At 66.5% G+C, this 25092-nt stretch carries 18 protein-coding genes; 4 read left to right on the top strand and 14 right to left on the bottom strand.

The genetic code is table 11. The features are described 5' to 3' along the window. Window positions 1-11: 11 nt before the first annotated feature. On the bottom strand, window positions 12-2963 hold the full coding sequence (locus ACN2C7_RS13940) for a peptidoglycan-binding protein (RefSeq protein WP_419317568.1): 2952 nt from the start codon (window positions 2961-2963) through the stop codon (window positions 12-14). A 210-nt stretch (window positions 2964-3173) separates the two neighbouring features. Between ACN2C7_RS13940 and ACN2C7_RS13945 the strand changes: the two genes are divergently transcribed. After that, window positions 3174-3389, top strand: a complete 216-nt coding sequence (locus ACN2C7_RS13945) for a hypothetical protein (RefSeq protein WP_419317569.1) — start codon at window positions 3174-3176, stop codon at window positions 3387-3389. On the opposite strand, the gene ACN2C7_RS13950 is transcribed toward ACN2C7_RS13945, so the two are convergent. Continuing rightward, entirely contained in the window at window positions 3386-5026 is a 1641-nt protein-coding gene (locus ACN2C7_RS13950; protein ID WP_419317570.1) for a phosphatidylglycerol lysyltransferase domain-containing protein, read from the bottom strand. The two genes, ACN2C7_RS13945 and ACN2C7_RS13950, sit on opposite strands and share 4 nt — an antisense overlap. Window positions 5027-5220: 194 nt before the next feature. Between ACN2C7_RS13950 and ACN2C7_RS13955 the strand changes: the two genes are divergently transcribed. Genes ACN2C7_RS13955 through ACN2C7_RS13965 form a run of 3 tightly spaced genes read left to right on the top strand, consistent with a single transcriptional unit; the run spans window position 5221 to window position 8176 of the window. Further along, window positions 5221-6426 carry an acyl-CoA dehydrogenase family protein gene (locus ACN2C7_RS13955; RefSeq protein ID WP_419317571.1) on the top strand — a complete coding sequence of 402 codons (1206 nt, stop codon included), beginning with the start codon at window positions 5221-5223 and terminating at the stop codon, window positions 6424-6426. Window positions 6427-6429: 3 nt separating this feature from the next. Continuing rightward, entirely contained in the window at window positions 6430-7041 is a 612-nt protein-coding gene (locus ACN2C7_RS13960) for a 2-hydroxychromene-2-carboxylate isomerase (protein ID WP_419317572.1), read from the top strand. Between the two features lies 1 nt (window position 7042). After that, window positions 7043-8176, top strand: coding sequence for an acyl-CoA dehydrogenase family protein (locus tag ACN2C7_RS13965; protein WP_419317573.1), 1134 nt, complete (start codon window positions 7043-7045; stop codon window positions 8174-8176). Window positions 8177-8346: 170 nt separating this feature from the next. On the opposite strand, the gene pyk is transcribed toward ACN2C7_RS13965, so the two are convergent. From pyk to fliL, 12 genes are all read right to left on the bottom strand, one after another. Beyond that, window positions 8347-9777 (bottom strand): pyruvate kinase, encoded by a 1431-nt coding sequence (gene pyk / locus ACN2C7_RS13970; RefSeq protein WP_419317574.1) that lies wholly within the window; start codon window positions 9775-9777, stop codon window positions 8347-8349. Window positions 9778-9814: 37 nt separating this feature from the next. Beyond that, window positions 9815-12277 carry a glycoside hydrolase family 3 protein gene (locus ACN2C7_RS13975; protein WP_419317575.1) on the bottom strand — a complete coding sequence of 821 codons (2463 nt, stop codon included), beginning with the start codon at window positions 12275-12277 and terminating at the stop codon, window positions 9815-9817. Window positions 12278-12550: 273 nt separating this feature from the next. Then, window positions 12551-13573 carry a LacI family DNA-binding transcriptional regulator gene (locus tag ACN2C7_RS13980; protein WP_419317576.1) on the bottom strand — a complete coding sequence of 341 codons (1023 nt, stop codon included), beginning with the start codon at window positions 13571-13573 and terminating at the stop codon, window positions 12551-12553. A 178-nt stretch (window positions 13574-13751) separates the two neighbouring features. Further along, window positions 13752-14741: a glucokinase gene (gene glk / locus ACN2C7_RS13985; protein WP_419317577.1), complete on the bottom strand. Its 990-nt coding sequence runs from the start codon at window positions 14739-14741 to the stop codon at window positions 13752-13754. Window positions 14742-14754: 13 nt separating this feature from the next. Then, window positions 14755-16566, bottom strand: coding sequence for a phosphogluconate dehydratase (gene edd, locus ACN2C7_RS13990; RefSeq protein ID WP_419317578.1), 1812 nt, complete (start codon window positions 16564-16566; stop codon window positions 14755-14757). 5 nt (window positions 16567-16571) lie between these two features. After that, window positions 16572-17264 carry a 6-phosphogluconolactonase gene (pgl, locus tag ACN2C7_RS13995; protein WP_419317579.1) on the bottom strand — a complete coding sequence of 231 codons (693 nt, stop codon included), beginning with the start codon at window positions 17262-17264 and terminating at the stop codon, window positions 16572-16574. A 2-nt stretch (window positions 17265-17266) separates the two neighbouring features. Further along, on the bottom strand, window positions 17267-18721 hold the full coding sequence (zwf, locus tag ACN2C7_RS14000; RefSeq protein ID WP_419317580.1) for a glucose-6-phosphate dehydrogenase: 1455 nt from the start codon (window positions 18719-18721) through the stop codon (window positions 17267-17269). A gap of 243 nt (window positions 18722-18964) precedes the next feature. Beyond that, window positions 18965-21835: an endoglucanase gene (locus ACN2C7_RS14005; RefSeq protein WP_419317581.1), complete on the bottom strand. Its 2871-nt coding sequence runs from the start codon at window positions 21833-21835 to the stop codon at window positions 18965-18967. A 7-nt stretch (window positions 21836-21842) separates the two neighbouring features. Then, a complete protein-coding gene (locus ACN2C7_RS14010) occupies window positions 21843-22646 on the bottom strand; it encodes a MotE family protein (RefSeq protein ID WP_419317582.1) in 804 nt (267 codons plus the stop codon). Further along, window positions 22646-23206 (bottom strand): DUF6468 domain-containing protein, encoded by a 561-nt coding sequence (locus ACN2C7_RS14015; protein ID WP_419317583.1) that lies wholly within the window; start codon window positions 23204-23206, stop codon window positions 22646-22648. Before ACN2C7_RS14015 ends, ACN2C7_RS14010 begins: the two co-directional genes overlap by 1 nt. After that, a complete protein-coding gene (gene fliM / locus ACN2C7_RS14020; protein ID WP_419317584.1) occupies window positions 23203-24345 on the bottom strand; it encodes a flagellar motor switch protein FliM in 1143 nt (380 codons plus the stop codon). The genes ACN2C7_RS14015 and fliM overlap by 4 nt, the downstream gene beginning before the upstream one ends. Window positions 24346-24375: 30 nt before the next feature. Beyond that, entirely contained in the window at window positions 24376-25011 is a 636-nt protein-coding gene (gene fliL / locus ACN2C7_RS14025; protein ID WP_419317585.1) for a flagellar basal body-associated protein FliL, read from the bottom strand. Between the last annotated feature and the right edge of the window lie 81 nt (window positions 25012-25092).

Raw genomic sequence — 25092 nt, forward strand, 5'->3', positions numbered from 1 at the left:
CGTCGCGCAGGTCAGCGCGTGTAGACCGAAAGCCGGTTCAGGGTTTCGCCGTCCAGCGCGCCCGACGACGGCAGGCCCTGGTCGCGCTGATAGGCAGCGATCGCCATGCGCAGGGCGGGTGACGCCACACCGTCGCGCGGCCCCTGATAATAGCCCAGCTGTGATAGCACGCGCTGAGCCGTGCCAAGCCCGGCCGAGGCCGGCGCCGTGGCGGTGCTGGTCGCCACCGAGGCGTTGCTGGTCTGGGCGCGGAAGGCCATGGCCGAACGGTCGGCCGTGCGCTGGGCCTCGGCGGTCAGTTGCGGACGCAGAGCCGTGGCGCGAGCCTTGGAGGTAGAGTCCCCGGCCCGGCCGGCAATCACGTACCACTTGTAGGCCTCGGCGGGGTTCTGACTGACACCCCAACCGCCTTCGTAAAGCTGCGCCAGATTGAACTGGCTATCGACCAGACCCTGATCGGCGGCCTTGCGGAACCAGCTGGCGGCCGTGGTGGAGTTCTTGGCCCCGCCGTCGCCCTTGAAATAGAACAGGGCCAGGTTGTGCATGGCGCGCGGGTCGCCGGCAGTGGCGGCGCGTTCAGTCCAGCGGCGAGCCTCGACGAGGTCCTTCTTCACGCCGCCCTCGCCCATCTCGTACATCTTGCCGAGATAGAACTGGGCGCGCGGCAGGCCGAGATTGGCGGCCTTTCGCATGATCTCGACGCCGGAGCGATCCTTCGCCTCGATCTTGCGGACGCCCTCGTCAAACAGCGCCTGGGCGTTCTCCTGCGGCGGCGCGGGCGGCGGCGGGGTGGCGGCGGTCGCGGTCGGGGTGATCAGTTGAGGCGACAACGCCACGGCGGCGCGGGGCATGCCGGGCGTCGTATCGGCTTCCGCCGTGCGGATCTCGACCTCGGACTTGCGGCCGGCGATGGACTCGGCAACGCGATCAGGAACCTGGCCCGTACCACGATCGGGCAGCAACAGGCCCGCCACACCCGCACCCATGGCGCCAGCGACGCCGAACACCATCAGAGCGGTGGCGACCGTGGAGCCGACCCGGCGCTTGGGCGCCTTGATCGAGGCCTTGGACCCAAAGCCCGCGAACAGCGAGGTTCGGGCAGGCTTGTCCTTGGCCGGCTTGTCTTTCTTGGCCTTGACGTCAGCGACGGCTGCAGCGCGAGCGGCGGCCCGGGCCTGCTCAATCACTTCGCGGGTGGACAGCGGACGCGATGGATCGGCGGACTCGGGCGCGGAGAAGGTCCCAAAGTCAGACGCTGGCGCGACGCGTTCAACGGCTTCGGAGGGCTCCTGACCGGCAAAGCCGTCAGCGGCCTCATAGTCCTCGTCGTCGAAGCTGGGTGGCTCGGGATCGACCGCCGGGAAGGCGGCGACTTCGAACACAGGGGCGCGCGCCACGGGCGGGGGTGCGTTGAACACGTCCTCGTCCACGGCAGGCTCGCCACCGAAGGAGTAGCTGCTGGTCGCGAACGGCGAGACCGCCGGGGCGCGAACGACAGGCGCGGGCGCGATAGCGGCGGCCTGGACCGGCGTCTCGGCCAGCTTGCGCTGGGCGTCGCTGAGGCGGGTGTCGATCTTCTCGCGCGCTTCATCGAGCATGCGCGCAGTGCGCTCTTCGCTCTGGCGGATCCGGTCGATCAGTTCCTGCGACGAACGCTCGTGGCGCTGATTGAGCCGGTCGGTCACGCGAGTGACCTGTTCGCCGACATCGTCGATGGCCAGAGCGTTGCGGCGTTCAGCGTTGCCGATACGCTCCGCGAGCTTCTCGGTGATGCGGGCGATTTCCGTGCCGAGCTTTTCCAGAGCCTGGGCCTGGACGCTGTCGGCGCGGTTCAGCTTGTGCTCGACGGTCGCAGCGATGCGGGCCACCTCGCCGCCGACCTGTTCGATGGCGGCGGCGTTGCGGCTCTCTGCCGCCTGGACCCGACGATTGAAGGCGTCGGCGACGCCGACCACTTCGCGGCCCATGCGCTCGATGGCCCTGGCCGAGCGCTGCTCGGCGGCCTGGACGTGAGCGGCCATCTCGCCGAGCTTCTTGTCCATGCGATCGAAGCGACCATCAGCGCTGTCACCCAGCTTGGTCGCCATTTCGAGCCGCGCGGCCTCCATGCGCCTTGTCAGGTCGCCGGCCAGCTGGTCGAGACGCTCCTGGACGCCCGAGGTCGGGTTCGCGCCCTCGACAGCCTGAAGTCGGCCGTCCAGGGCGGAGAAGGATGAGCCCAGTTCGCGCAAGGCTTCTGCGGTGCGGGTCTCGGCGGCTTCCAGGCGTTGACCCAGACGCGCGACAACTTCCTCGACGACGGATGACGGGTCGTTGGTCGCGGCGGCCGGTTGGGCGTCGAGGCGGGCTTCCAGGGCGGAGATGGCTTCGCGTGTGCGCGCTTCGCCTTCATAGAGATGTCCGGCGACCTTGCCGAGCGCACCTTCGAGCGCCCGCAGCGCCTCGGCGGAACGCGGTCCGACCGCCTCGGCTTCCATCCGGCGCAGGCGTTCGGTCGAACGGGCCTGCTCGGTCTTGATGTCATCGACCGCGCCCTCGAAACGGGCGGCGACGGCGATCTGCTCACGTTCGGACAGGGCCAGACGGCTGAGCGCGCCGCGCACCGACTGATCGATGCCATTGATGGCGGCGGCCGAACGTCCTTCTGCGGCTTCGATGCGGTCCGTCAGACGATCGAGCGCAACGGCGACGCGACCGACTTCGTCGGCGGGGTGTTCGGCGATCTCGATACGCGGCGGCGTGTCGCCGTCCGTCGCGATGTGGAGATAAGGCTTGGCGGAACGGTCCTGCGCACCGCCGACAAAGGCGTCGACAGCAGCGGCGTCGCCCTGTCCTTCACCCTCGATAATCATGCGGTTGAGCCACTCGCCCAACGTCATGCCGGAGCGACGCGCAAGGTCCTTTGCGACCTCACGTGCCTTGGGGTCTATCCCCTTTACGCTCCATGGCGCTGCGGCCGTCATACGAATCGTTCTCCCCGCACTTGGGGACCAACGCTAGTCACCGATTCCTGGGGTGTAAACGCGACCAAATAGCTAAATCTAGTAGGTTTACGATTCACAAGTGGAGGAATCGGGACGCAGCTTTAACCATCTTTACCTTGGTTAAAAAGCAAGGGGGTTAACGCGGGTTAACCATTTGCCAGGCTGATTGTCGCAGGGCATGGAAGGCGCATGGACCTGCCATTTACCGTCGCCGCCCTGGCTGTGCTGCTGATCCTCGCCGTGGTCTGCGGATGGCGTGGCGCGCGCCCGGCCAATATCTTGAAGGGCCCGCGCATGATGCCTTGGCGCCCGCTGATGATGGTCTGCGTGGTGGCGATGATGCTGCTGCTGGTCCACCTTCTGAACCTCCTGGGCATGCAAACAGGCAACCAGACGCGCTATTAGGTCGCGGGCCGCTTTGGTCGCTTGGTCAGACCGCTGACACCGCCCGAAGACAACAGACCGATGTCGGCCAGCAGAAAAGGGATCGCCCACTTTTGCGGCGCGGCAATATAGCGCGGCTGCCAGACGGGGTCGTACTTGTCCTTGTATCGGCGCACGCCTTGGAAATTGTAGATCTCTTCTCCGCGCTCATAGAGCAGGCGACCCACGCGCGACATGATCGGCGCCAGCGGACGGTCCTCCAGCCCCGCCAGAGGCGCCATGCCGAACTCAAAGGCCAGATAACCTTCGTCGCGGCCCCACTGCAGGAGTTCGACGAACAGATAGTCCATCACGTTCTTGGGCGCTTCGTCGGAATAGCGCATCAGGTCCATGGAGAAGGCGGACTTGTGCGCTGTCGTCCACAATGTGGCGAACGCGACAATCTTGCCCTCCGAGCGAACCAGAGCCACTGGGAACTCGGCCACATAGCGCGGATCGAATCCGCCCATGGAGAAACCCTTCTCGCCACCAGCGTGATGGCCGAGCCAGGCGTCCGAAATCGTCTTCAACTCCTCCATCGGTGCCTCGCCAGCCGGGAGGACCTCAAAAGCCGCCCCGCCCTCGCCCGCCTTGCGCCAGTTGCGACGCAGAACCTCGCGGCGGCGGCCCACTAGGGAGAATGCCGCCAGCGGCACGGCGGCGCTTTCCCCTGTCTTCTGGATAGCCAGACCCAGATCAATGGTGTCAGGCAGGTCGTCAGGACCCAAGGCATAGAAGCCTGCGCGCGCCGCATGGGCGTCGGCCAGTTCCCGGAAGCGCCAGAACAGCTCCATCCGCTCATCGCGGCGGCCGACGGGCGGGCCAAGGGCGATCCAGGAGCGACGGCGTACGCCGAACATCAGAAAGCTTTCGCCCGAGGCTGAGAACAGGAACCGCTTGTCCCCCAGCAGCGCCAGATTTGACCCGGGCTCTGCGTCCTCGGCCTTGGCGAGAATGGCGCGAACCCGGTCGAATTCGGGATCGGTGTCATCGACGACAGGCGGCATGGCCGGGGTCGCGATCAACCGCCACACACCGATGGCCAGCAGCACGATGCCGGCGGCCACCGACGAGCGCAGGGCCCGGGCGGCGTCCTGGTCGCCCATCAGGCGCATCCACGACTTGTCGGCATATTCGGTGTGGGTGAAGATCCACCAGCCGCAGAAGGCCGCGCCGCCCAGGGCTGCGGCCGCCGACAATAGCCAGCCCGGCGTGATCTCCATCCGGAACAGCGCCGCCTTGCGCGGGAACGCTTCATGGAACGGCAGGATGAGCAGGCAACACAGCGTCAGAAGCGCTGTCTCTTCCCAGTTCAGGCCCTTGAAAATGGCCAGAACCGCCGCTGCGGCCAGGGTGATGACCGCAGCCCACCACGCGCCGTCGAGGCGCGACCGCAGGCCAAAGGCCAGCAGCAGCAAGACAAGACCCAGGATCGACGAGACGAAGTGGCTGATCTCGATCAGCAGGTCAGGCGCGAACGCGAGAAGAAGTGCAAAGCGCGTCGGCTCGGACGGCGTCGCGCCGGAGGTCAACAGCATAACCCCGGCCGAGACGGCGAGGATGGCCGAGAGAGTCGGCGCCATCGCCAGGGCCGCCGGTCTGAATTCAGGCGCTGACATCAAGAACCCGGATCGGCGAATCCCCTACGGGACCCCACGTGACCCTCGTATACGCCGGAACATGTGACGCGGTCGCCCGCCTTGCGATAAACGATCGTTTGAATCGGCTTGCCCGGCGCGCGCGGTCGCGTAGTCTGGTGACGCGCGGCGTGCCAGACACGCCGAAAGATGACGATCCCAAGGGAGAGACGACCATGGCCGACTTCGGTGCAACCGAACTCGACGCCTTCCGGGCCGAGACCCGCGCCTGGCTGGAAGCCAACTACCCGCCGTCGCTGCATGCGCCGATGGGTGAGGACGACGCCCCGTGGGGCGGTCGCAAGATGGTCTGGAAGAACCCCGACGCCAAACTCTGGCTGGATCGCATGGCCGAACGCGGCTGGACCGCGCCGATGTGGCCCACCGAATACGGCGGCGGCGGTCTCTCCAAGGCCCAGAACAAGGTGCTGGAACAGGAACTGCGCCGCATCAAGGCGCGCCCGGCCCTGATGAGCTTCGGTGTCTGGATGCTGGGCCCGGTGCTGCTGGAATACGCCACCGAGGAACAGAAGAAGAAGTTCATCCCCGGAATCGTGCGCGGCGAGACCCGCTGGTGCCAGGGCTATTCCGAACCCGGCGCGGGCTCCGACCTCGCAGCCCTGCAGACCAAGTGCGAAGACAAGGGCGACCACTATCTGATCAACGGTCAGAAGGTCTGGACCAGCTATGCCGATCAGGCCGACTGGATCTTCTGCCTGGTGCGGACCGACACCACCAAGAAGCACGAAGGCATCTCGTTCGTGCTGTTCGACATGACCACGCCGGGCGTCGATCCGCGCCCGATCAAGCTGATCAGCGGCTCCTCGCCCTTCTGCGAGACCTTCTTCGACAATGTGAAGGTTCCCAAGGACCAGCTGGTCGGCAAGCTCAACGGCGGCTGGGACATCGCCAAGCGGCTGCTGCAGTACGAACGCCAGAACATCTCGGCCAGTGGCTTTGGCGGCGGCGGCGGTCTGGACCTGGTCGACGTGGCCAAGAAGGAGATCGGCGTCGACGAGACCGGTCGTCTGGCTGACGGCGACCTGCGGGCGCGCATCGCCGCCCACCGGATGGACGCCCACGCGTTCGCCCTCACGGTGCGTCGCGCCGAGCAGGAATCCAAGACCGGCAACGGCCCCAGCGCCGCCGTCTCGATCATCAAATACGCCGCCGCCAAGATGAACCAGGAGCGCTACGAGCTGATGGTCGAGGCCATGGGCCTGCAGGGCCTGGGCTGGGAGGGCGAAGGCTTCAGCAAGGACGAATTGACCGTCACGCGCGGCATGCTGCGCTCGAAGGGCAATTCGATCGAGGGGGGCACCAGCGAAGTGAACCTCAACGTCGTCGCCAAGCGCGTGCTCGGCCTGCTGGATCACCAGTAGCCGATGCTGACCTTCTGGTACGAGTTCGCCTCGACCTACTCCTACCCGGCGGCCATGCGCATCGAGCGACTGGCCGCCGAGGCGGGGGTGGCTGTCGCCTGGCGGCCTCTGCTGATTGGACCGCTGCTTCACGAGCAGCAGGGCCTGACCGACAGCCCCTTCAACAGCTTCCCGGTCAAGGGCGCCTATATGTGGCGCGACCTGCAGCGGGTCTGCGACAGGGAAGGTCTGCCACTGGTCCGTCCCAGCCAGTTTCCGCGCAACGGCATGCTGGCGGCGCGTGTCGCCATCGTCGGACTGGAGGACGGCTGGACGCCAGCCTTCAGCCAGGCGGTCTATCAGGCCAATTTCGTCGACGATCAGGACATCAGCGACCCCGCCGTTCTCGCCCCGCTGATCGCGGCGGTGGGCGCGGGGCCCGAGCATGCTCTGGCCGCCGCCGCGAGCGATCCGGTCAAGGCTCGCCTCAAGGATCACGTCGCCGAAGCCCGCCGCCTGGGCGTGTTCGGCGCGCCAAGTTTCGTCACCGCCGACGGCGAGCTCTTCTGGGGCAACGACCGTCTAGAACAGGCCCTGGAATGGGCCGTCCATCATCAATCGAGGGAGCACGCCTGACATGGCCGTCCTGACCGAAGAACAGACCATGCTGCGCGACGCGGCCAAGGGCTGGACCACTGACAGCGCGCCTGTCGGCGCCCTGCGCAAACTGCGAGACAGCAAATCGGGCCAAAGCTTCGACCCCGCCGCCTGGTCCGAAATGGGCCAGATGGGCTGGGCCGGGGTGATCGTTCCCGAAGAGCACAACGGCTCGGCCTTCGGCTATCTGGGTCTGGGTCTGGTGCTGGAAGAGACCGGGCGCAACCTGGTGGCCTCTCCCCTGCTCTCCACAGCCCTGATCGCCGCCTCGGCCCTGAACCTGGCGGGAACCGACGTCCAGAAAACTGCCTGGCTCGACAAGATCGCCTTGGGCGAAGCGGTCGCCACCCTGGCCGTGGACGAGACCTCTCACCACGCCCCCGCCCGCACCGCGCTGGCGGCGACCAAGGCGGGCGATGGCTTTGTCCTCAACGGCTCCAAGACCTTCGTGATCGACGGCGAAGCCGCTGACTTGCTGATCGTCGTGGCGCGCACCGGCGGCAAGCCTGGCGACACCGACGGCCTGACCCTGTTCCTCGTGCCCGGCGACGCGGCCGGTGTGACCCGAACGCACCTGGCCCTGGCGGACTCGCGCGGCGCGGCGCAGATCACGTTCAAGGACGTGTCAGTCGGCGCTGACGCTGTGCTGGGCCAAGTCGACAAGGGCTGGGCGGTGCTTGAGCCGACCCTGGATCGCGCCTATGCCGGCATCGCCGCCGAAATGCTGGGCACCGCCAACGCCGCCTTCGACATCACCCTGGACTACCTGAAGACCCGCACCCAGTTCGGACAGGTCATCGGCACATTCCAGGCGTTGCAACATCGGGCGGCCAAGCTGTTTACCGACCTTGAGACCACCCGTTCATGCGTCGAGGCTGCACTCGAAGCCTTTGATGCCGGCGGCGACACCCGCGCCCTGGCCTCGCTCGCCAAGGCCAAGGCCTGCGAAGTGCTGCATCTGGCCTCCAACGAGATGGTCCAGATGCATGGCGGGATCGGCATGACCGACGCCCACGATTCCGGACTCTACATGAAGCGCGCCCGCGTGGCTGAAGCGCTGTTTGGCGGCGCGGCGTTCCATCGCGACCGTTACGCACGCCTTCAAGGCTTTTGACCTTACCCGCCCATCCCCTGAACAGGGGATGGGCGGCCCTCTCCAAGGCCGCATTTCATTGATCGGCACAGCGGAGCGATGCTCGGCTGAGAGCCATGGCGTGAGAATGCTATGACGCGGCTCGGCAAGGCGATCAGCGCCTGAGAGAACGCCCCTAGGTTAGAGATACGCTAGCGCTTGCGGATCGGCATTGGCGCGTGGGCCAGCCGCAGCAGATTGGCTGCACCCGGAGCGCCGAAAGGCGTGCCCGCCACGATCAACAGGCGCTCTCCCGGCGCCACCAGTCCCAGTTCCAGCGCTCGGCTGGCCGCGTCAGTGGTGACGACCTCAAGGCTGTCAGGCTGGGCGCTGACGCGCGGCTCAACGCCCCAGACCAGCGTCATGCGGCGCACGGCGTTGATCTCGGGCGACAAGGCCAGAACCGGCTGAAGCGGGCGCTCGCGCGCCAGACGACGGGCCGTGGCGCCGGTCGTGGTGAACGCCACCAGGCACTTGGTCGAGCCGGCCTTGGCGGCGCCCGCGGCGGCAACCACCAGAACATCCGCGTCGTCGTCCTGATGCGGCTGCTCGGCCTGCATCAGCTCAGGCCAGCGCGGATCGCGCTCAACCCGCTCAATGATGCGGTTCATCATCGAGACGGATTCCTCAGGATAGTCGCCGGCGGCGGACTCGGCCGACAGCATGACCGCATCCGCGCCCTCGTAAACCGCATTGGCGACATCCGACGCCTCGGCCCGCGTGGGCGTCGGCGAACTGGTCATGGATTCCAGCATCTGGGTGGCGACGATCACCGGGATGCCGCGCTCGCGCGCCGCCCGCAGGATGATTTTCTGGGCGACCGGCACCTCTTCGGGCGCCATCTCGACGCCAAGGTCGCCCCGCGCGACCATCACGCCGTCACAGAGGTCCATGATCGCGCCGAGGCATTCCAGCGCCTGGGGCTTCTCGATCTTGGCCAGCACGGCGGCGCGACCTTCGACGATGCGGCGCAATTCGGCCATGTCTTCCGGAGCCTGCACAAACGACAGGGCGACCCAGTCGACACCCAGACGCAGGGCGAAAGCCAGATCCTCGCGGTCCTTCGGCGTCAGGGGCGACATCGGGATGACGACATCCGGCACCGCCACGCCCTTGCGCTCCGACAGCTTGCCGCCGTTGACCACCTTGGTGTTGGCATAGCCAGGCCCGGCGTCGGTGACCGTCATCCGCAGCTTTCCGTCGTCCAGCAGCAGGGTCGCGCCAGGGCGCATAGCCACCAGAATTTCCGGATGCGGCAGGCAAACGCGCGTCTCGTCGCCGGGCGTAGCGTCGTCGTCGAAACGGAACGCCTGGCCGGCCTTCAGCTGCACCGGCCCGTTGGCGAACTTGCCGACGCGCAGCTTGGGTCCCTGCAGGTCGGCCAGAATACCCAGCGGCCGACCGACAATGGGCTCGGCCGCGCGGATCGCGGCATAGACGGCGGCATGGGTCTCATGCGCGCCATGGCTGAAGTTCAGACGGAACACGTCCGCCCCAGCTCTGGCCAGGGTGATGATCATCTCCGGCGAACTCGAGGCCGGGCCAATGGTGGCGACGATGCGGGAACGACGCGCGCGGATCATGCGGCCGCTCCTTCTAGGAAAGCATGGGGTGCTGGGGTCAGGGGCAGACGGCGTCGCCCTCGTTGGAGGCCAGCCGGATTTCGGTGAAGGCCAGAGCGAACCGTCCCGTCGTCGACAAGGCAAACGGGGAGGAAACATGCTCCATGTCCGCGCCCTTGGCCTTGAAACAGGAAAGTTTGATCTTGGCCGTACGCCATTCGCCAATTTTCCCGCTGGAGAAAGTTGACGTTACGTCTAGCGCCGCGCCGCAGGATTCGCCACAGGCGATCGCCAGGGAAACCGGTTTCTCCGGCGCGACATCGACCCGGTAGCGGATCGACACAGCCATGTCGCCAGTGGTCTGGCGGGACAGGTCCACGGGTTGGCCCATGACCTGGAGCGCGCCATTGCCCTCTCCGCTCCATTCGGCGAGGCGCGCATTCTCCTGGGCGCCGGCGTCGATCGGCCGGACCGCCAGCGCTCCGCCGATGTTCAGGGTCCAGGGGGCTGGCGCGCGGCCGGCAATGAAATAGCGGTCGACATTGATGGCCGCCGACACCACGCCGGGATCTTCCGACAAGGTCGCGACCTTGCCCGGCTTGGCGTAGCTCAGGCCGTAGCCATAGGCGAACTGCGGATCATAACCGGCATCACCGCGATTGAGCGGAACCTGGTTGGCGCGCTTGGGCCAGGAGAAGGACAGCTTGCCCTTGAAGTCATGGCGCGGCTTGCCGGCCTTGTCGCCGATCAGGACATCCGCGACCCCGCCACCCTCGCTGCCCGGAAGCCAGGCAGCGACGAAGGCGTCCGAAGCATTGATCTCGGGATTGGTCCAGAGCGGACGACCGGTCAGGAACACAGCGACCACGGGGATACCCTGGGCCTTGAGCGACTTGATCAGGGCCAGGTCCGTCTTGTCGCCTGGCTGATATTCCAGATTGGTCACATCGCCCTGGAACTCGGCATAGGGGTTCTCGCCAAACACCACCACCGCCACATCGGGACGGGTCTTGAAGACACCGTCGCGGGCCAGTTCAGCCTGTCCACCGCTCGCCTTCACCGCGTCGGCTATACCGGCATAGATGGACTGGCCGCCTGGGAAGTCGCTGTTCTTGTTGCCCGTGCCCTGCCAGGTCAGGGTCCAGCCGCCGGCCTGTTTGCCGATGTCGTCGGCGCCGTCGCCGGCGACCAGCACCCTGGCCGAACTCTTGATCGGCAGCACGCCCTGATTCTTCAGCAGCACCAGTGACTTGCGAACAGCTTCTCGCGCCACAGCCCTATGCTCGGGCGCACCCAGCAGTTCGAACTTGCCTTCCAGGGGGCGCTTGCCGTCGAACAGGCCCGCCTTGACCTTGACCCGCAGCACGCGGCGCACGGCGTCGTCGATGCGAGCCATCGGGATCGTGCCGTCCCTCACCTGGGCCAGGGTGTTGTCGAACAGGCCCTTCCAGCTGTCGGGCGCCATGACCATGTCCATGCCGGCGATATAGGCCTGCGGACAGTTGGTGTTGGTGCAGCCATCGACCTGGCCGTGGGCGTTCCAGTCGCCGACGATGAAGCCTTCGAAGCCCATGCGCTCCTTGAGGACGCCCGTCTGCAGGCTCTTGTTGCCGGTGTGCTTGACCCCGTTCCAGCTCGAGAACGAGACCATGACGGTCAGGATCCCGGCGTCGATGGCGGGCGGATAGCCCTGGGCGTGCAATCGGATCAGGTCCTGCTCGGAGATCAGAGCGTCGCCCTGGTCCTTGCCGCCCTCGGTGCCGCCATCGCCAACGAAGTGCTTGGCCGACCCGACAACATGGTTCGTGGCAAGGGCTTGCCCGGATTTAAGAACACCCTGCAGGCCCAGGGTCATGGGCCCCGCATAGGCCTTCACCACCTCTGGGTCCTCGGCATAGCCCTCATAGGCTCGCCCCCAGCGCTCGTCGCGCGGCACGGCCACAGTGGGGCCGAACGTCCAGTCGGCGCCGGTCGCGGCGACCTCGGCGGCGGTGACCTCACCGATCCGGCGGATCAGGTCCGGGTCGCGCGCGGCCCCCAGGCCAACATTGTGCGGGAATACCGTCGCGCCGACGATGTTGTTGTGACCATGCACAGCGTCAATGCCGAAGATGATCGGGATCGCTGTGTGACCGTCGCGCTTCTCCAGCGCCACGGCGCGATAGGCCTTGATCCAGTCCACCCATTTTGCCGGCGCGGCGCGGTCATCTCCGCCCGGCGCGGTGTTTCCGCCGGCCTCGACCGAACCCAGCGGGTACTTCCGTAGCTCGTCCGGCGTGATCGCGGAGCCGTCGGCCATGATGGTCTGCCCCACCTTTTCTTCAAGGCTCATGCGCGACATCAGGTCGGTGATGAAGGCCTCGGTCCTGGCGTCGGTGATCGACTTGGGGCTCGCCGCCTTGGGCCAGAGTTCCGGATGCGCCAAGGCCGACGGCGTCTGGGCGATCCCCACGCCGCCGAGGCTTCCGGCGATCAGAAGAGCGAGAACCGAGGCGTGGGCGGAGCGGCGACGAGCGAACATGAAACTTCCCGTGGTGGCGCGGAGCCGGCGCAAACTGGCCGGCATGAAGAAAAGGCTCGACGCAGCGCGCAGGTGCGCCGCGTCGAGAAGCACGCGCCTAGAGGCCCTGACGCGAGGCGACGACCAGCGAACAAGCGCGGTCCGGCGAAATATGTGGCGAGATCAACGTCTCCTCCGGACACCGCTTGAAAGCGACGTTCTTGGTTGGAGCCATGACAGCGCAATCAGACAGCGCTGTCAACTGTGATATATCCTCCCGGCGTCCAGCAGAGACTAGACCGCCACAGGACCTGTGGATTCACGGACCACCAGTTCGAAATCCAGCAGCTTCGAGGGCGGAAGCTCCCCTTCGTCCCACGACACCCCGTTCAGCAGCATGTCGGCCGCCGCCCCCGCCATCGCGGCGATCGGTTGACGGACGGTGGTCAGCTGCGGCCAAACGACCTTGGCGCCCGGTGTGTCGTCGAACCCGGCCACGGACAGGGTTTCGGGCACATTCAGCCGCAGTCGGTTGGCGACGGCCATGACGCCCAGCGCCATGTCGTCATTGCTGGCGAACACGGCCGTGGGCCGGTCGCCGCCGGTCAGCAACCGTTCTGCCGCCTCAAAGCCGGAGCGGAACGAGAAGTAGCCCTGCTCCACCCGCTCAGGCCGAACCGTCAGGCCGCTGTCGGCCATCGCCTCCATGAAGCCCTGATGGCGCAGATGCGAAGCGCCGTGATCGGGGTGGCCGATGATGAAGCCAATGTCGCGGTGACCCAGTTCGATCAGGTGCTTGGTCATCTCATAGGCGGCCAGCCGGTCGTCCATGCCGACCCGGGCTGAACGATCCAGGTCGCTGCCGGGCGAGATGCGCACATACGGCACCTGCTCCCGCTCCAGCGCCGCCAGCACGACAGGATGGTCACAGACCGGCGCCGTGAGGATGACGCCATCCATCCGCAGGGTCGCCAACATTGGCGCGACCTGGTCCTCGACATTGTCGGCCGTGGAATCGAGCGGCTCGACAATGAGGTGATAGCCCTCCTCCCGGCACCGCGCGATGGCGCCCAGCTGGACATCGGTGATGTAGCCGGGGCTGGGGTTGTCGAAGAAGACGCCAATCAGATAGGCCTTCGATCCCGCCAGGCTGCGGGCCGAAATATTGGGGCGATAGTGCAGCGCCGCCACCGCCGCCTGCACCCGATCGCGGGTGTCAGCCTTGACGTTGGGCTCGCGATTGAGGACGCGCGAGACAGTCTTGATCGAGACGCCCGACTGTCGGGCGACATCATGGATAGTGATCTTCGAGCTCAATTCCGCCCCTCGCGCTAGAGCCTTTTGGGGCTCCAAATCATGCTTTGAGCGTGGCAGACGCCGAAACCGGAGCCCACTTTCGGCTGCCACGCTCGCCGATTCATTCGGCTTGTCAGGCAATAAGCCATGACAGCCTTGTCATGGCGAGCCCCTGCGCGCGCGTAAGGGCAGCCTTGGGCTAGGAGATTGAGGCGTATCCTTCCGGCGTCAGGGCCACGGCTGCTCCGATCAAGGCGGTATAGGGATGCATGACCACATGGGTCGGTATGGCTTTCATGTAGTCGACAAACCGGCCCTTGGCCTCGAAGCGGGCGCGGAACGGGCCAGTCTCCAGCAATTCGACAATCTTGGCGCCGATGCCACCGGCGATGAACACGCCGCCTCGGGCCCCCAGGGCCAGGGCCAGGTCCCCCGCCGTCGAACCGAGAATGGCGCAGAACCGGTTCACGGTCGCCAGACTGTCGGCGCAACCGTCCAGAGCCCGCTCGCTGATCTGCTTGGCCGGCAGAGACTCGACCTTGCGGCCCTCGGCGGCAGCCAGGATCGTGTGCAGGTCCTCCATGCCGGGGCCAGACAGGATGCGCTCGATCGACACCCGGCCGAACTGCTTGGTCAGGGCGCGCAGGATCTCGATTTCAATCTCGTCGGTCGGCGCGAAGGCGATGTGGCCACCTTCCGTCGTCAGGGGCGTATCGACCCCATGGCGGCGGGCCATGCCGGCGACGCCAAATCCTGTTCCAGGACCAAGGATCGCCAGATCCCCTTCACCGGACGTCGGCAGGCTACCGATCTGGCGCAGGTCCTTGGGCGACAGGCGCGGCGCGGCCAGGGCCTGGGCCGTGAAGTCGTTGATCAGGGTCGCTTTTCGGAAGCCGCCTGCCCGGCGCAGACTGTCTTCCGAGATCCGCCAGTCCAGATTGGTCATATGGACCGTGCCGTGCTCGATGGGACCCGCCACGGCGACCACGGCCTGATCGGGATGCTTCACCCCGACCTTGTGCAGATAGTCCTCGATGGCCTCTTCGGCCGTGGCGTAGTCCGCGCCCTTATAGGCAGTCGGTTCGATCAGGCGGGGATCAGGCCCATCGAATTCCACCAGGGCGAAACGCGCGTTGGTTCCGCCGATGTCGCCGACCAGGCCAAGCCCGCCATCCTTCAAGCCGTTCATCTAGACTGCTTCCTCAAGCAAACAGCACGGAGGCGCCGTGGTCGGCAGGGCCGACCCCCGCACGCATCCAGCCGAACAATTCCCGCCCAAAGCCCGGCTTGGACGCCGGGACATTTGCTGGAGTCCGAGCGAGCAAGATCGCCTCGTCCACCAGCACTTTCAGTTCGCCATTCGCAGCGTCGACCGTGATCACGTCGCCGTCCTGAACATAGGCCAGCATACCGCCCTTGGCGGCTTCCGGCGTGACGTGGATCGCCGCTGGGGTCTTGCCCGAAGCGCCCGACATGCGGCCGTCGGTGACGAGCGCCACCTTGAAGCCGCGGTCGAGCAGCACAGAGATCGACGGCGACAGATTGTGCAGCTCCGGCATGCCGTTGGCGGCCGGGCCCTGGAAGCGCATCACCACCACGACGTCGCGGTCCAGTTCACCGCGCTTGAAGGCGGCGATGAAGTCTTCCTGTTCCTGAAACACCGCCGCCGGGGCGGTGATGGTGTGATGCTCGGGTTTCACGGCCGAGATCTTCATCACCCCGCGACCGATATTGCCGCCCAGCATGCGCAGGCCGCCCTCGGGACTGAAGGCGTCGGAAACCGGACGCACGATGGCGGTGTCCAGCGACTCCGCCGCGCCATCGCGCCACACCAGCTGGCCATCTTCGAGGGCCGGCTCCTGGGTGTAACGCGACAGGCCTGGGCCCGCGATGGTCAGGACGTCTTCGTGAGCGAGCCCGGCCTTCAGGAGTTCGCGGATCACCAAGGCCATGCCGCCTGCGGCCTGGAAGTGGTTCACGTCCGCCGAGCCGTTGGGATAGACGCGGGCAAGCAGCGGCGTGGCCTTGGAGATCTCGTCCAGGTCTTCCAGCGTCAGGATCACGCCGGCAGCATGGGCCATGGCGACCAGGTGCAGGGCCAGATTGGTCGAACCACCGGTGGCCATCAGGCCAACCACGCCGTTGACGACCGACTTCTCGTCGATCATGCGGCCGACCGGGATGAACTCATTGCCCTTGTTGGTGACAGCGGCGGCGCGGCGTGCGGCTTCCTTGACCAGGGCCTCGCGCAGCGGGGTGTTGGGATGCACGAAGGCCGAACCAGGCAGATGGAAGCCCATTAGCTCCATCAGCATCTGGTTGGTGTTGGCCGTGCCGTAGAAGGTGCAGGTGCCGGGGCCGTGGTAGCTTGCGCTCTCGGCCTCGAGCAGCTCGGCGCGGCCGACCTTGCCCTCGGCATAGAGGGCGCGAATGCGGGCCTTCTCGGTGTTGGGCAGGCCCGAGGTCATCGGGCCTGCCGGCACGAACAGCGCCGGCAGATGGCTGAACGTCAGGGCCCCGATCACCAGGCCCGGTACGATCTTGTCGCACACACCCAGATACAGCGCGCTGTCGAAAGCGTCGTGGGTCAGGGCGATGGCCGTGGCCATGGCGATGACGTCGCGCGAGAACAGCGACAGCTCCATGCCCGGGCGGCCCTGGGTGACGCCATCGCACATGGCCGGCACACCGCCGGCGAACTGAGCGGTAGCCCCGACCTCACGCGCGGCGACCTTGATCAGCGCCGGATACTCTTCCAGCGGCTGGTGGGCCGACAGCATGTCGTTATAGGCCGAGACAATGCCGATATTGGGCGCGTTGGGATCCAGCGCCCGTACCTTGTCGACGCCCGGCGAGGCGGCGAAGGCATGGGCCCAGTTGGCGCAGGACAGCTTGGCCCGCCCCGGCTGATTGGCGATCGCCGCTTCCATATTGGCCAGATAGGCGGCGCGGCTATCGCGGCTGCGCTCGACGATCCGAGCGGTGACCTTGGCGATGACGGGATTGAGGCTCATGACGACTACTCCGCCCACAGGATGCGGACCCTGGCGCGGTCCTGTTTGAGGATGGACGCGACCGGCAGGGCCGGATCGATGGGCCCTGCCAGCAGGGCGCGCTTGGCCTCGCCAGTCACCAGCAACACAATCAGATCGGCGCGGGTCAGAGCCGCAAAGGTCAGGCTGAGGCGAGGAATATCGGGCGCAGGCGAGCCCGCGGGCGCGGCCACGACCAGACGTTCCGACGCGGGATCCAGCCCCTGAGCCAGCATGGGCGAGCCCGGAAAGAGCGAGGCGAAGTGGCCATCGGCCCCGACGCCGAGCAGCACCGCCCCGAACGGCATAGCGGCGGCGACGCCGGCCTCGGCCTTCAAGGCGGAGTCTTCCTGGCTGACGCCCGCGAAATAGAGCGGGGCGAACTGGGCCTTGGCCGCTTCGCCGACCAGCAGATGGCGGCGGACCAGACCTTCGTTGCTGCCCGCGTGAGACGGCGGCACGAAGCGGTCGTCGCTCAGCGTCACCACGATCTTGTCCCAGGGCGCGATCATGGTCGCCAGGCGGTCGTACACGGGCGCCGGCGTGGTGCCGCCCGTCGCCGCGAAGCCGGCCTGGCCACGCTTGGCGACGGCGATGGTCAGGGTCGACGCCAGCACCGAGGCGGCGGCGTCGTAGAGGTCTTCACGCGTGTTGAAGGTTTCGATCTGGGGCTGGTTCATGATCAGGCCTTCCAGGCTCGGCCGCCGGGCGAAATCAGGCCCGCTGAGGAGTGCGGTCCCCAGGTGCCCGCCGCATAGGGCGCGGGCTCGATATTGGCCGCGGCCCAGGCGGCCGAGACGCCGTCGATGAACTTCCAGGCCTGCTCAACCTCGTCACGCCGTACGAAAAGGGTGCGGTCGCCGCGGAAAACATCGAGGAACAGCTTTTCGTAAGCGATCCGGCGACGGCCGCCGCTCTGGCTGAACGACAGCGACAGCGGCAGTGATTGCAGACGCATGCCCTCTTCCGACAGCCCCGGACGCTTGTTCATCAGGGTCAGGACGATATTCTCGTCGGGCTGCAGATCGATGACCAGGCGGTTGGAGAAAAGGTCCCCATCCGTCGCCTGACCGAAGATGTTGTGCGGCAGCGCCTTGAACTGCACGACGATCTGGGTGCGGCGGTCGGGCAGGTTCTTGCCAGTGCGCAGGAAGAACGGCACGCCGTCCCAGCGCCAGTTGTCGATCGCCACCTTCATCGCCACGAAGGTCTCGGTCTTGGTGGCCTTGCCGACCTCCTGCAGATAGCCCTCGCGCGCGCCGCCTTCGACGACGCCGGCCACATACTGACCACGCACCGTGTCATGGGCCACAGTGTCCTTGTTGAAGGGCCGCAGGCTGCGAAGAACCTTGACCTTCTCGTCACGCATGGCGTCCGGATCGAAACCTGAGGGCGCCTCCATGGCGACTAGGCAGAGGAGCTGCAGCATGTGGTTCTGCACCATGTCCCGCAGCGCGCCGTATTCGTCATAATAGGGCCAGCGATCACCGACCTTTTCAGTCTCGGCGATGGTGATCTGGACGTGGTCGATCGTGTTGCGATCCCAGAGCGGCTCGAACAGCACGTTGGCAAAGCGCAGGGCCGTCAGGTTCTGGACCGTTTCCTTGCCCAAGTAGTGATCGATGCGGAAGATCTGCTCTTCGCCGACCACGGCGCCGACCGCAGCGTTGGTCTTGCGCGAGCTTTCCAGGTCGCGGCCGATAGGCTTTTCGAGGACCAGACGGGACTTCGGACCCGTTAGGCCTGCGGATTGGAGCGCATTGCAGACCGGGCCGTAGAGGCTGGGCGACAGGGCGAAATACACCACCAGCGAGCCGTGCTCGCCGACGCGCTCGGCCAGCTTGGCCGCCCCCTCATCCTTGGTCATGTCGACGGAAAGGTAGTCCAGGCGGGCCGCCAGGCGGTTCCAGGCGGCTTCCTCGACGGTGGCGCGCTTGCCCAGTTGCTCGCGAACCAGCGCCTTGTAGCTCGCACCATCTCCCTCGCCACGCGCGACGGCGACGATCCTCAGATCGTGCGACAGAAGGCGGTCGACCTCCAGGAAATAGAGCGAAGGCAGCAGCATGCGCAGCGCCAGATCCCCAGCGCCGCCAAGCAGCACCAGAACATCACGGCCATTTTCGCCGTCGTTGGTCATATTCACTAGATCTTCCACCCTATGACAACGTTGTCATGACACGCTTGCTCAAGCTTGGCAAGCCGCTGTCACCGACGTTCCGCCCGGGAAGTCGGGCGGCGCTCTAACTAGGCCAAACGCGCGAAGCTCGCCATAAGACCAATCGCGTTTTACGGGATGATTGTCGCGCGCTCAGCGGCGCGTTGGGCACGCGGGTTGCGGAGTGGCGGCGATTTCGGAGATCCGGCGAAATTTCCTTGCGGGCTAGCCCCGCGCGGGCGATCCGGCAGGGCGGGCCGCCCGGAAGCGGTCTTTCATCTTGGCCACCCATCCGCCGAACGCCTCGTTGTCGGCCGTCACGCGACCAAAGTCAGCGCTCGACAGCGATTCGACGTTCATGCCCGACAGGGCGACACGCAGCCCCTCGGGATTGCGCGCGCCCTCGACAAAGCCGGAATAGCGCTGACGCAGACGGCCAAGTGATACATCGTCGTCGGCCAGGCTATAGGCCACCCCTGCGCGCAACAGTCGGGCTTCCTCACCTGCGGCCAGAGCCCCCGGACCCTTCCACCGGTCGCCCAGCGACTTTTCATACAGGCTGGCGGCGGCTGGCCAGGTGCGCTGCTTCCAGGCGATCTCGGCGCGGATATCCTGGGAATCACGGCTGTTGTCGTTCTCGACCAGTTCAAGCGCCACGTCATAGCGGCCAAGGCCCATATAGGCCCGCGCCGTGGCCAGGCGACGCTCGGCGTTCAAGGCCGGCGGCAGGATCGTGGTGCGGCTCTCGTTGATGGCCTGCAGCGCGCTCTCGGGCTGCTTGTTCATCAGATAGATCCAGGCCAGGTCCGTCGCCACCTGGGCCTTGGGCACACCGTCGAGACGGTTGTCGACCTGATATTTCAGCAACTTGCCGGCTTCATCCAGCAGGTCGACATCCACCAGGCGGCGCACGAGATTGCGCACCATCTGGTCGCCGTCAGCGCCCAGCGGGGTCAGGTCCTGGAAATCATAGAACAGGCCGACGGCCTGGATCGGCTGCATGCCGTCGGCTAGGCCGTCGAGGAACAGCGCCCGGAACGCACCATTGAGGTCCCTGCGCAGCCCGATCGCCTCCGGGTGATCGGGCTGGTTGTTCCCGGCCGAGTGCAGAACCTCCAGCGCCTCGCGATAGCGGCCCTGGTCGATGAACAGCTTGCCCAGACCGCGAATGGTCTCCAGTTCGACGCCGTCGCCGCGCCAGCGGAAGCGAAGCTGATTGAGCTCGCTGGCTGCGGCCGCCGCGTCGATCTGGCCCTTGGCAAGCCGGATCTGGGTCGCATGCAGCATGGCGGGCGCGGCGATGCGATCTATCGGCGCCTTGGCGATGGCCTGGAACATGCGCAGGGCGCGGCTCTTCTCGCCTTTGGCCTCAAAGATGCGCGCCTGGGTCAGACGAATATCAAGCTGGTCCTCAACAGGGATCTTGGGCTGGCTCAAAGCGTCAGCGACCAGGCGCGCGGCGCCAACAAGATCGCCGGTCCCCAGCGCTGCCTTGGCCTGGGCATGCTGGAAGCGCGCGCGCCAGAGCGCCGGAAAAAGGTCGAGCGCCCGGCCGCCGGTGGCGAATTTCTGGCGCGCGTCGACCCACTCGCCCTGCTGGGCGGCGATATAGCCACGCCACTGCGCACTTGAAGCGTCGTCAGCCAGGACGGGCGACGCAAAATCAGTTTCGGCTTCGGCCAAACGATTGGCCATCACCCGCGCCACGCCGCGCAGACCACGGAACTCGGCGTCGCCCATCAGCGTCTGGTGCTTGCGGGCTGCGGCGTTGAGAACCCCTATGGCCTCATAGGACATCCCGGAGCCGACCAGGAACCGCGCCAAAGCCATGCGGGCGCCGATGTCGCCGCTCTTGTCTTCACCCTCCCCCGCTGCGGAGATGGCGCCCTGCAGCGCATTATAGCGCGCCAGGAACCCGCCCGACCCGGTCTTGGGCCAGTTGTCGAGATCGATCAGCGCCGGCATGGCCATCGGTTGCGGGGCGCCGGCGGCGGCCTCTTCCGGAGCCTTGGCGGCAGACAGCGGCGAGAGCACCAGCCCCTTGGGCCGACCGATGCGTAACAGGTCGCCATCGATCGAGACCATCAGGTCACTGGCATAGGTTTCCGCGGCCAGACCCTGGGCGGAGGGCAGCAGCGCCATCTCGACATATTCACGGCGCGACGGCAGGCCCTTGGACGGCGCCAAGGCCGGCGCGACAAGAAGGCGGTCGCCAACGGCGGGATCATTGACCCAGACGGCCTTGGTGACGCCGGCCAGGGCCGCAGTCAGGGTAGCGGGTGTGACGGTCTCATCCCGGGCCACGCGGATGGAGTCGGGCGTAGCCTGCGAACCGGCGCCCAGGCTGATCGACCACTGACCACCCTGCCCCTCGGCGTAATAGGGCGTGCCGACCGGCGTGACGATGCGCAGGGCGCTGTAGTCGGCGCCTTTGAAGACCTGGATCCTGGAATAATGGGCGCTGGAGCCCGGAATCTTTGAGATGTCCAGGCGAGCGGGGGTATCAAACACCACCCAGACCGCCTCGCCGCGACGGAACACGGCGGCGCCGGACGGCGCGGCCCAGTTGAAGGCCAGCCGCACCTGGCCATCGACCTTTTCGTATCCCGCCTTGACCACGCCGCCCGGCGGCATGGGATTGGGACGGCCGACCGGGGCGACGTGCGCCGGCGAGTGGGCGACGTCGGCCATGGCGCCCGCACGGGCAAAGATATTGACGAAGTCGGCGCCGTCCGCATTGCCGACGCGGGCCTCAGCGTCGTCGGCCAGGGTGACGATAATTTCCAGCACCCCGCCCGTATGACGGGCCTCGGCGGATTTCACCCAGCGCGGCGGATTCAGCCGCAGGGTCGACATGTCGGGATTGGCGTCGCGATTGAAGCGCAGGGTCAGGACCTGACCGTCGCGCTTTGACGTCATGCGGGCGCCGCCGGCCCAATGGAACTCCAGACGGCTGAACTGGGCCGCCTGAGCGACGCGCACGTCGAGGGCGCCACGCGACGCGGCGACCGGACCGGCGGCGTTGACCGACGGCGCCGCCACGCTGGCGATGCAAACCGCCGCGACGCTGGACCGCAGGATCGCGCGAAGGCTCATGGAACGCCTAACCGGCCTTCTTGGGCGCAGCGGCGCCCGCCAGCGGCGCGGCGGACGCCTGCTTGCCCTGGGCGTTCGCGTCGGCCGCAGGCGCTCCGTTCTCGGCAATCGCGGCCTTGCCCTTGTTGATCACGTCGTTGGCGAAGCGGTTGGCCAGACGCTCCGTCAGAGCCTTGGCGTCGACCGGGGTCATGTTCGCCAGGATCAGGCTGAGCGTGCGCTCCTTCATCTTGGCGGCGATCGGCAGACGAACCGAATCTTCCAGGATCGTCATCCGCGCGGCGGCGTCCTTGGGCTTCATGCTCGAGAATACGGTGACCATGCGGTCGACCTCGGCCGACTTCTGGCTGTCAGCCTGGCCGAGAAGCCCCTGGATATCGCCCTTGAGGCCGTTCAGCGCCTTGACCTTGGCGTCCAGCTTGGCCTCGGCGGCGGCCAGCAATTGCAGTTGCACGTCAATGTCCTGCTCGCGCTGGTCCAGTTGGCCGCGACGCGCGCCCAGGCTTTGCAGGATGCGCAGTTCAGCGGGCGACAGACCGGCCTCTCGGGCCAGATCGGTCACCGAAGGGGCGCAAACGCGGGGCGGAACCGACGAGGCCGCCGAGGCGGCGGCGTCATGACCAGCAGACTCGGCCGACTTTGCCTCTTCGCCGTGTTCGGCCTTGGCGTCCGGTTTGACCACACCCTCAGCAAAGGCCTTGGCGCCACCGAGCATGTCCGGCAGCGACTTGGCGCCGGCCAGGGCGTTAACGGCCAGAACGCCGCCAACGGCGACGCCGACGAGCGGGAGAATACGAGGAATGTTCTTCATCACCGGGCTCTGAAACTGGGTCCGGGACGCGGCGGATCGACCGGGCCCTCGAAGAGGTCATCATCAACCCGCGCTCGTGAACGCGGGGTTTCCTTGGCGACACTGGGTCGCGGGTCGAGGTTGGCGCGCGCGGAAGACTCGATTGGCCGACTGGCCTTGGCTTCGCGATCCAGCAGGCGCTCGAAATCCTCGGCCTTGAGGCGGCGATCCGCCTTCGGCTCGGAGGCCTCCACGCGCGCAGCCACAGGGGCCGAGGCGGCGGCGGGAGGCGGGGTCACCATTGGTCGATTGAGGCGCTCGTCGAGCTTGGCGGCGAGGACTGTGGCGCGCTCGATGCGATCGGCCAGGGCTTCGGAAGCCTCGTCGGTGGCGGCGCGCAGATCAGCCAGGCCCTGCTCGGCGCGAGCGGCGGCTTGATCCAGGTCGGCCACGGCCTTGGCAAAGCCGACATGGCTGTCGCGCAGGGCCTTGAGGCGACGCTCAAGGCGCCAGCCAAAGCCCAGGGCCACAATCAGCAGCACCGCGAGCAAACCATTCATGGCGACGGCGACGAGGCTCATTTCAGCTTTTGAACCGCTTTCTTGGCCGCAGGCGACAGCGGCGCCTCGGCGCGGATGGCGATGGAGTGATTGCGACGTCCCATGCGACCGCGCGTCAGCGGGATCGCCCCGGCGCGCAGCTCGACCAGACTGTCAGGCGTGGCGTTCAGCATCATGGTGTCGCCGACCTGGAGGTTCAGCACCTTTGACAGCGGCAACTGCTGCTCGTCGAGAACGGCGCGGACCTCCATCTGGGTGGTCCAGAGCTCGGTGGCCAAGTGGCCTTCCCAGATGTTGTCGCGGCCGAACTTCTCGCCCATGAACTGCTGCAGCAGCATCTTGCGGATGGGCTCCAGCGTCGCATAGGGCAGCAGCAGTTCGATACGGCCGCCGCGGTCTTCCATGTCGATGCGAAGCTTGACCAGGATCGCGGCGTTGGCGGGCCGGGCGATGGCGGCGAAGCGCGGGTTGGTCTCCAGACGATCCAGCGAGAACGAGACCGGATGCAGCGGTTCGAACGCGGCCTTCAGGTCGTGCAGGACCACTTCGATCATCCGCTGCACCAGCACCCGCTCGATGGTGGTGTAGGGGCGACCTTCGATGCGCATGGCCGCCGTGCCGCGACGGCCGCCCAGCAGCACGTCAACGATCGAGTAGATCAGGTTGGAATCGACCGTCAGCAGGCCGTAGTTGTCCAGTTCCTCGGCCCGGAACACCGCCAGGATGGCCGGCAGCGGGATCGAGTTCAGATAGTCGCCGAAACGAATCGAGCTGATGTTGTCGAGGCTGACCTCGACGTTGTCGCTGGTGAAATTGCGCAGGCTGGTGGTCATCAACCGCACCAGGCGGTCGAAGACGATTTCGAGCATCGGCAGGCGCTCGTAGCTGACCAGCGCCGAGTTGATGATCGCACGAATGCCGGTGCGGTCGTCGTTGCCGTCACCCGACAGGTCAAAGCCTAGCAGGCTGTCGATCTCGTCCTGGTTCAGGATCCGCTCGGACCCCGCCATGTCGCCGCCGCCGTCGTCCCAGCCGCCACCGCCCATGCCGCCGCTGAAATCGCCGAATTCGCTCGCAGCCCCGCCGCCCTCGGCCCCGCCCGGAGGGTTCTGCGAAGCCCATTGGGCCATCGCGGCCTGATCGTCGAGTTCGTCCGCCATGTTGGTTTGCCCAGCCAGCTCCCTAGGGAGCTAGTTGATCAGCATCTCCTCGATCAGGACGGCGTTCACCTTTGACGGCGCGGCGACGAGATTGACCCGACGCAGCAACTCGACGCGGAGTTGGTAGGTGCCCTGGCTACCGTTCAGGTCTTCCGGACGCAGCTCGCGCAGGAAGGTCTGGAACATGTCCTGCAGCCTGGGCAGATTCGGCGTCAGAACCTCGGCCGCTTCCTCGTCGGGCAGCTCGAAGGTCAGCTTCAGCTTCAGGAAGGTCGACTTGCCGTCGGCGGTCTGCATGTTCACGACGATGTCAGGCAGGGTGTAGAAGACGATCCCGTCGGGCCCTTCCTTGATCACCGGCACGCCGGCCGCGCCCTCGGCGCCAGCGGCGGCGCCGTGGTCGCCTTCCTTTTTCTTGTCGTCCTTCTTTTCCTTTTTTTCCTTCTTTTCCTTGCCGTGCTCTTCAGCGCCCTTTTCACCATGGGCTTCTGGCGGCTTGGGTTTCATCAGGAAGAAGGCTGCAGCGCCGCCACCGCCCAGTACGAGCACGCCAGCAGCGGCCGCGATCAGAACGATCGGCGGCTTCTTCTTGGCTGGTGCTTCGCCCTCGACAGCGCCCTCTTCGCCTTCGGGGGCGGGAGCTTCCTTGGGGGGTTTTTTGGCCACGCGCGCGGTTCCTTGGAATCTACCCCCGTACTCATGCGCGACCATGGTTAACGATGTGTTTTGGAGGCCAATTCGTCGCAG

This window comes from Caulobacter sp. ErkDOM-E, from assembly GCF_048541895.1.
Taxonomy (GTDB): domain Bacteria; phylum Pseudomonadota; class Alphaproteobacteria; order Caulobacterales; family Caulobacteraceae; genus Caulobacter.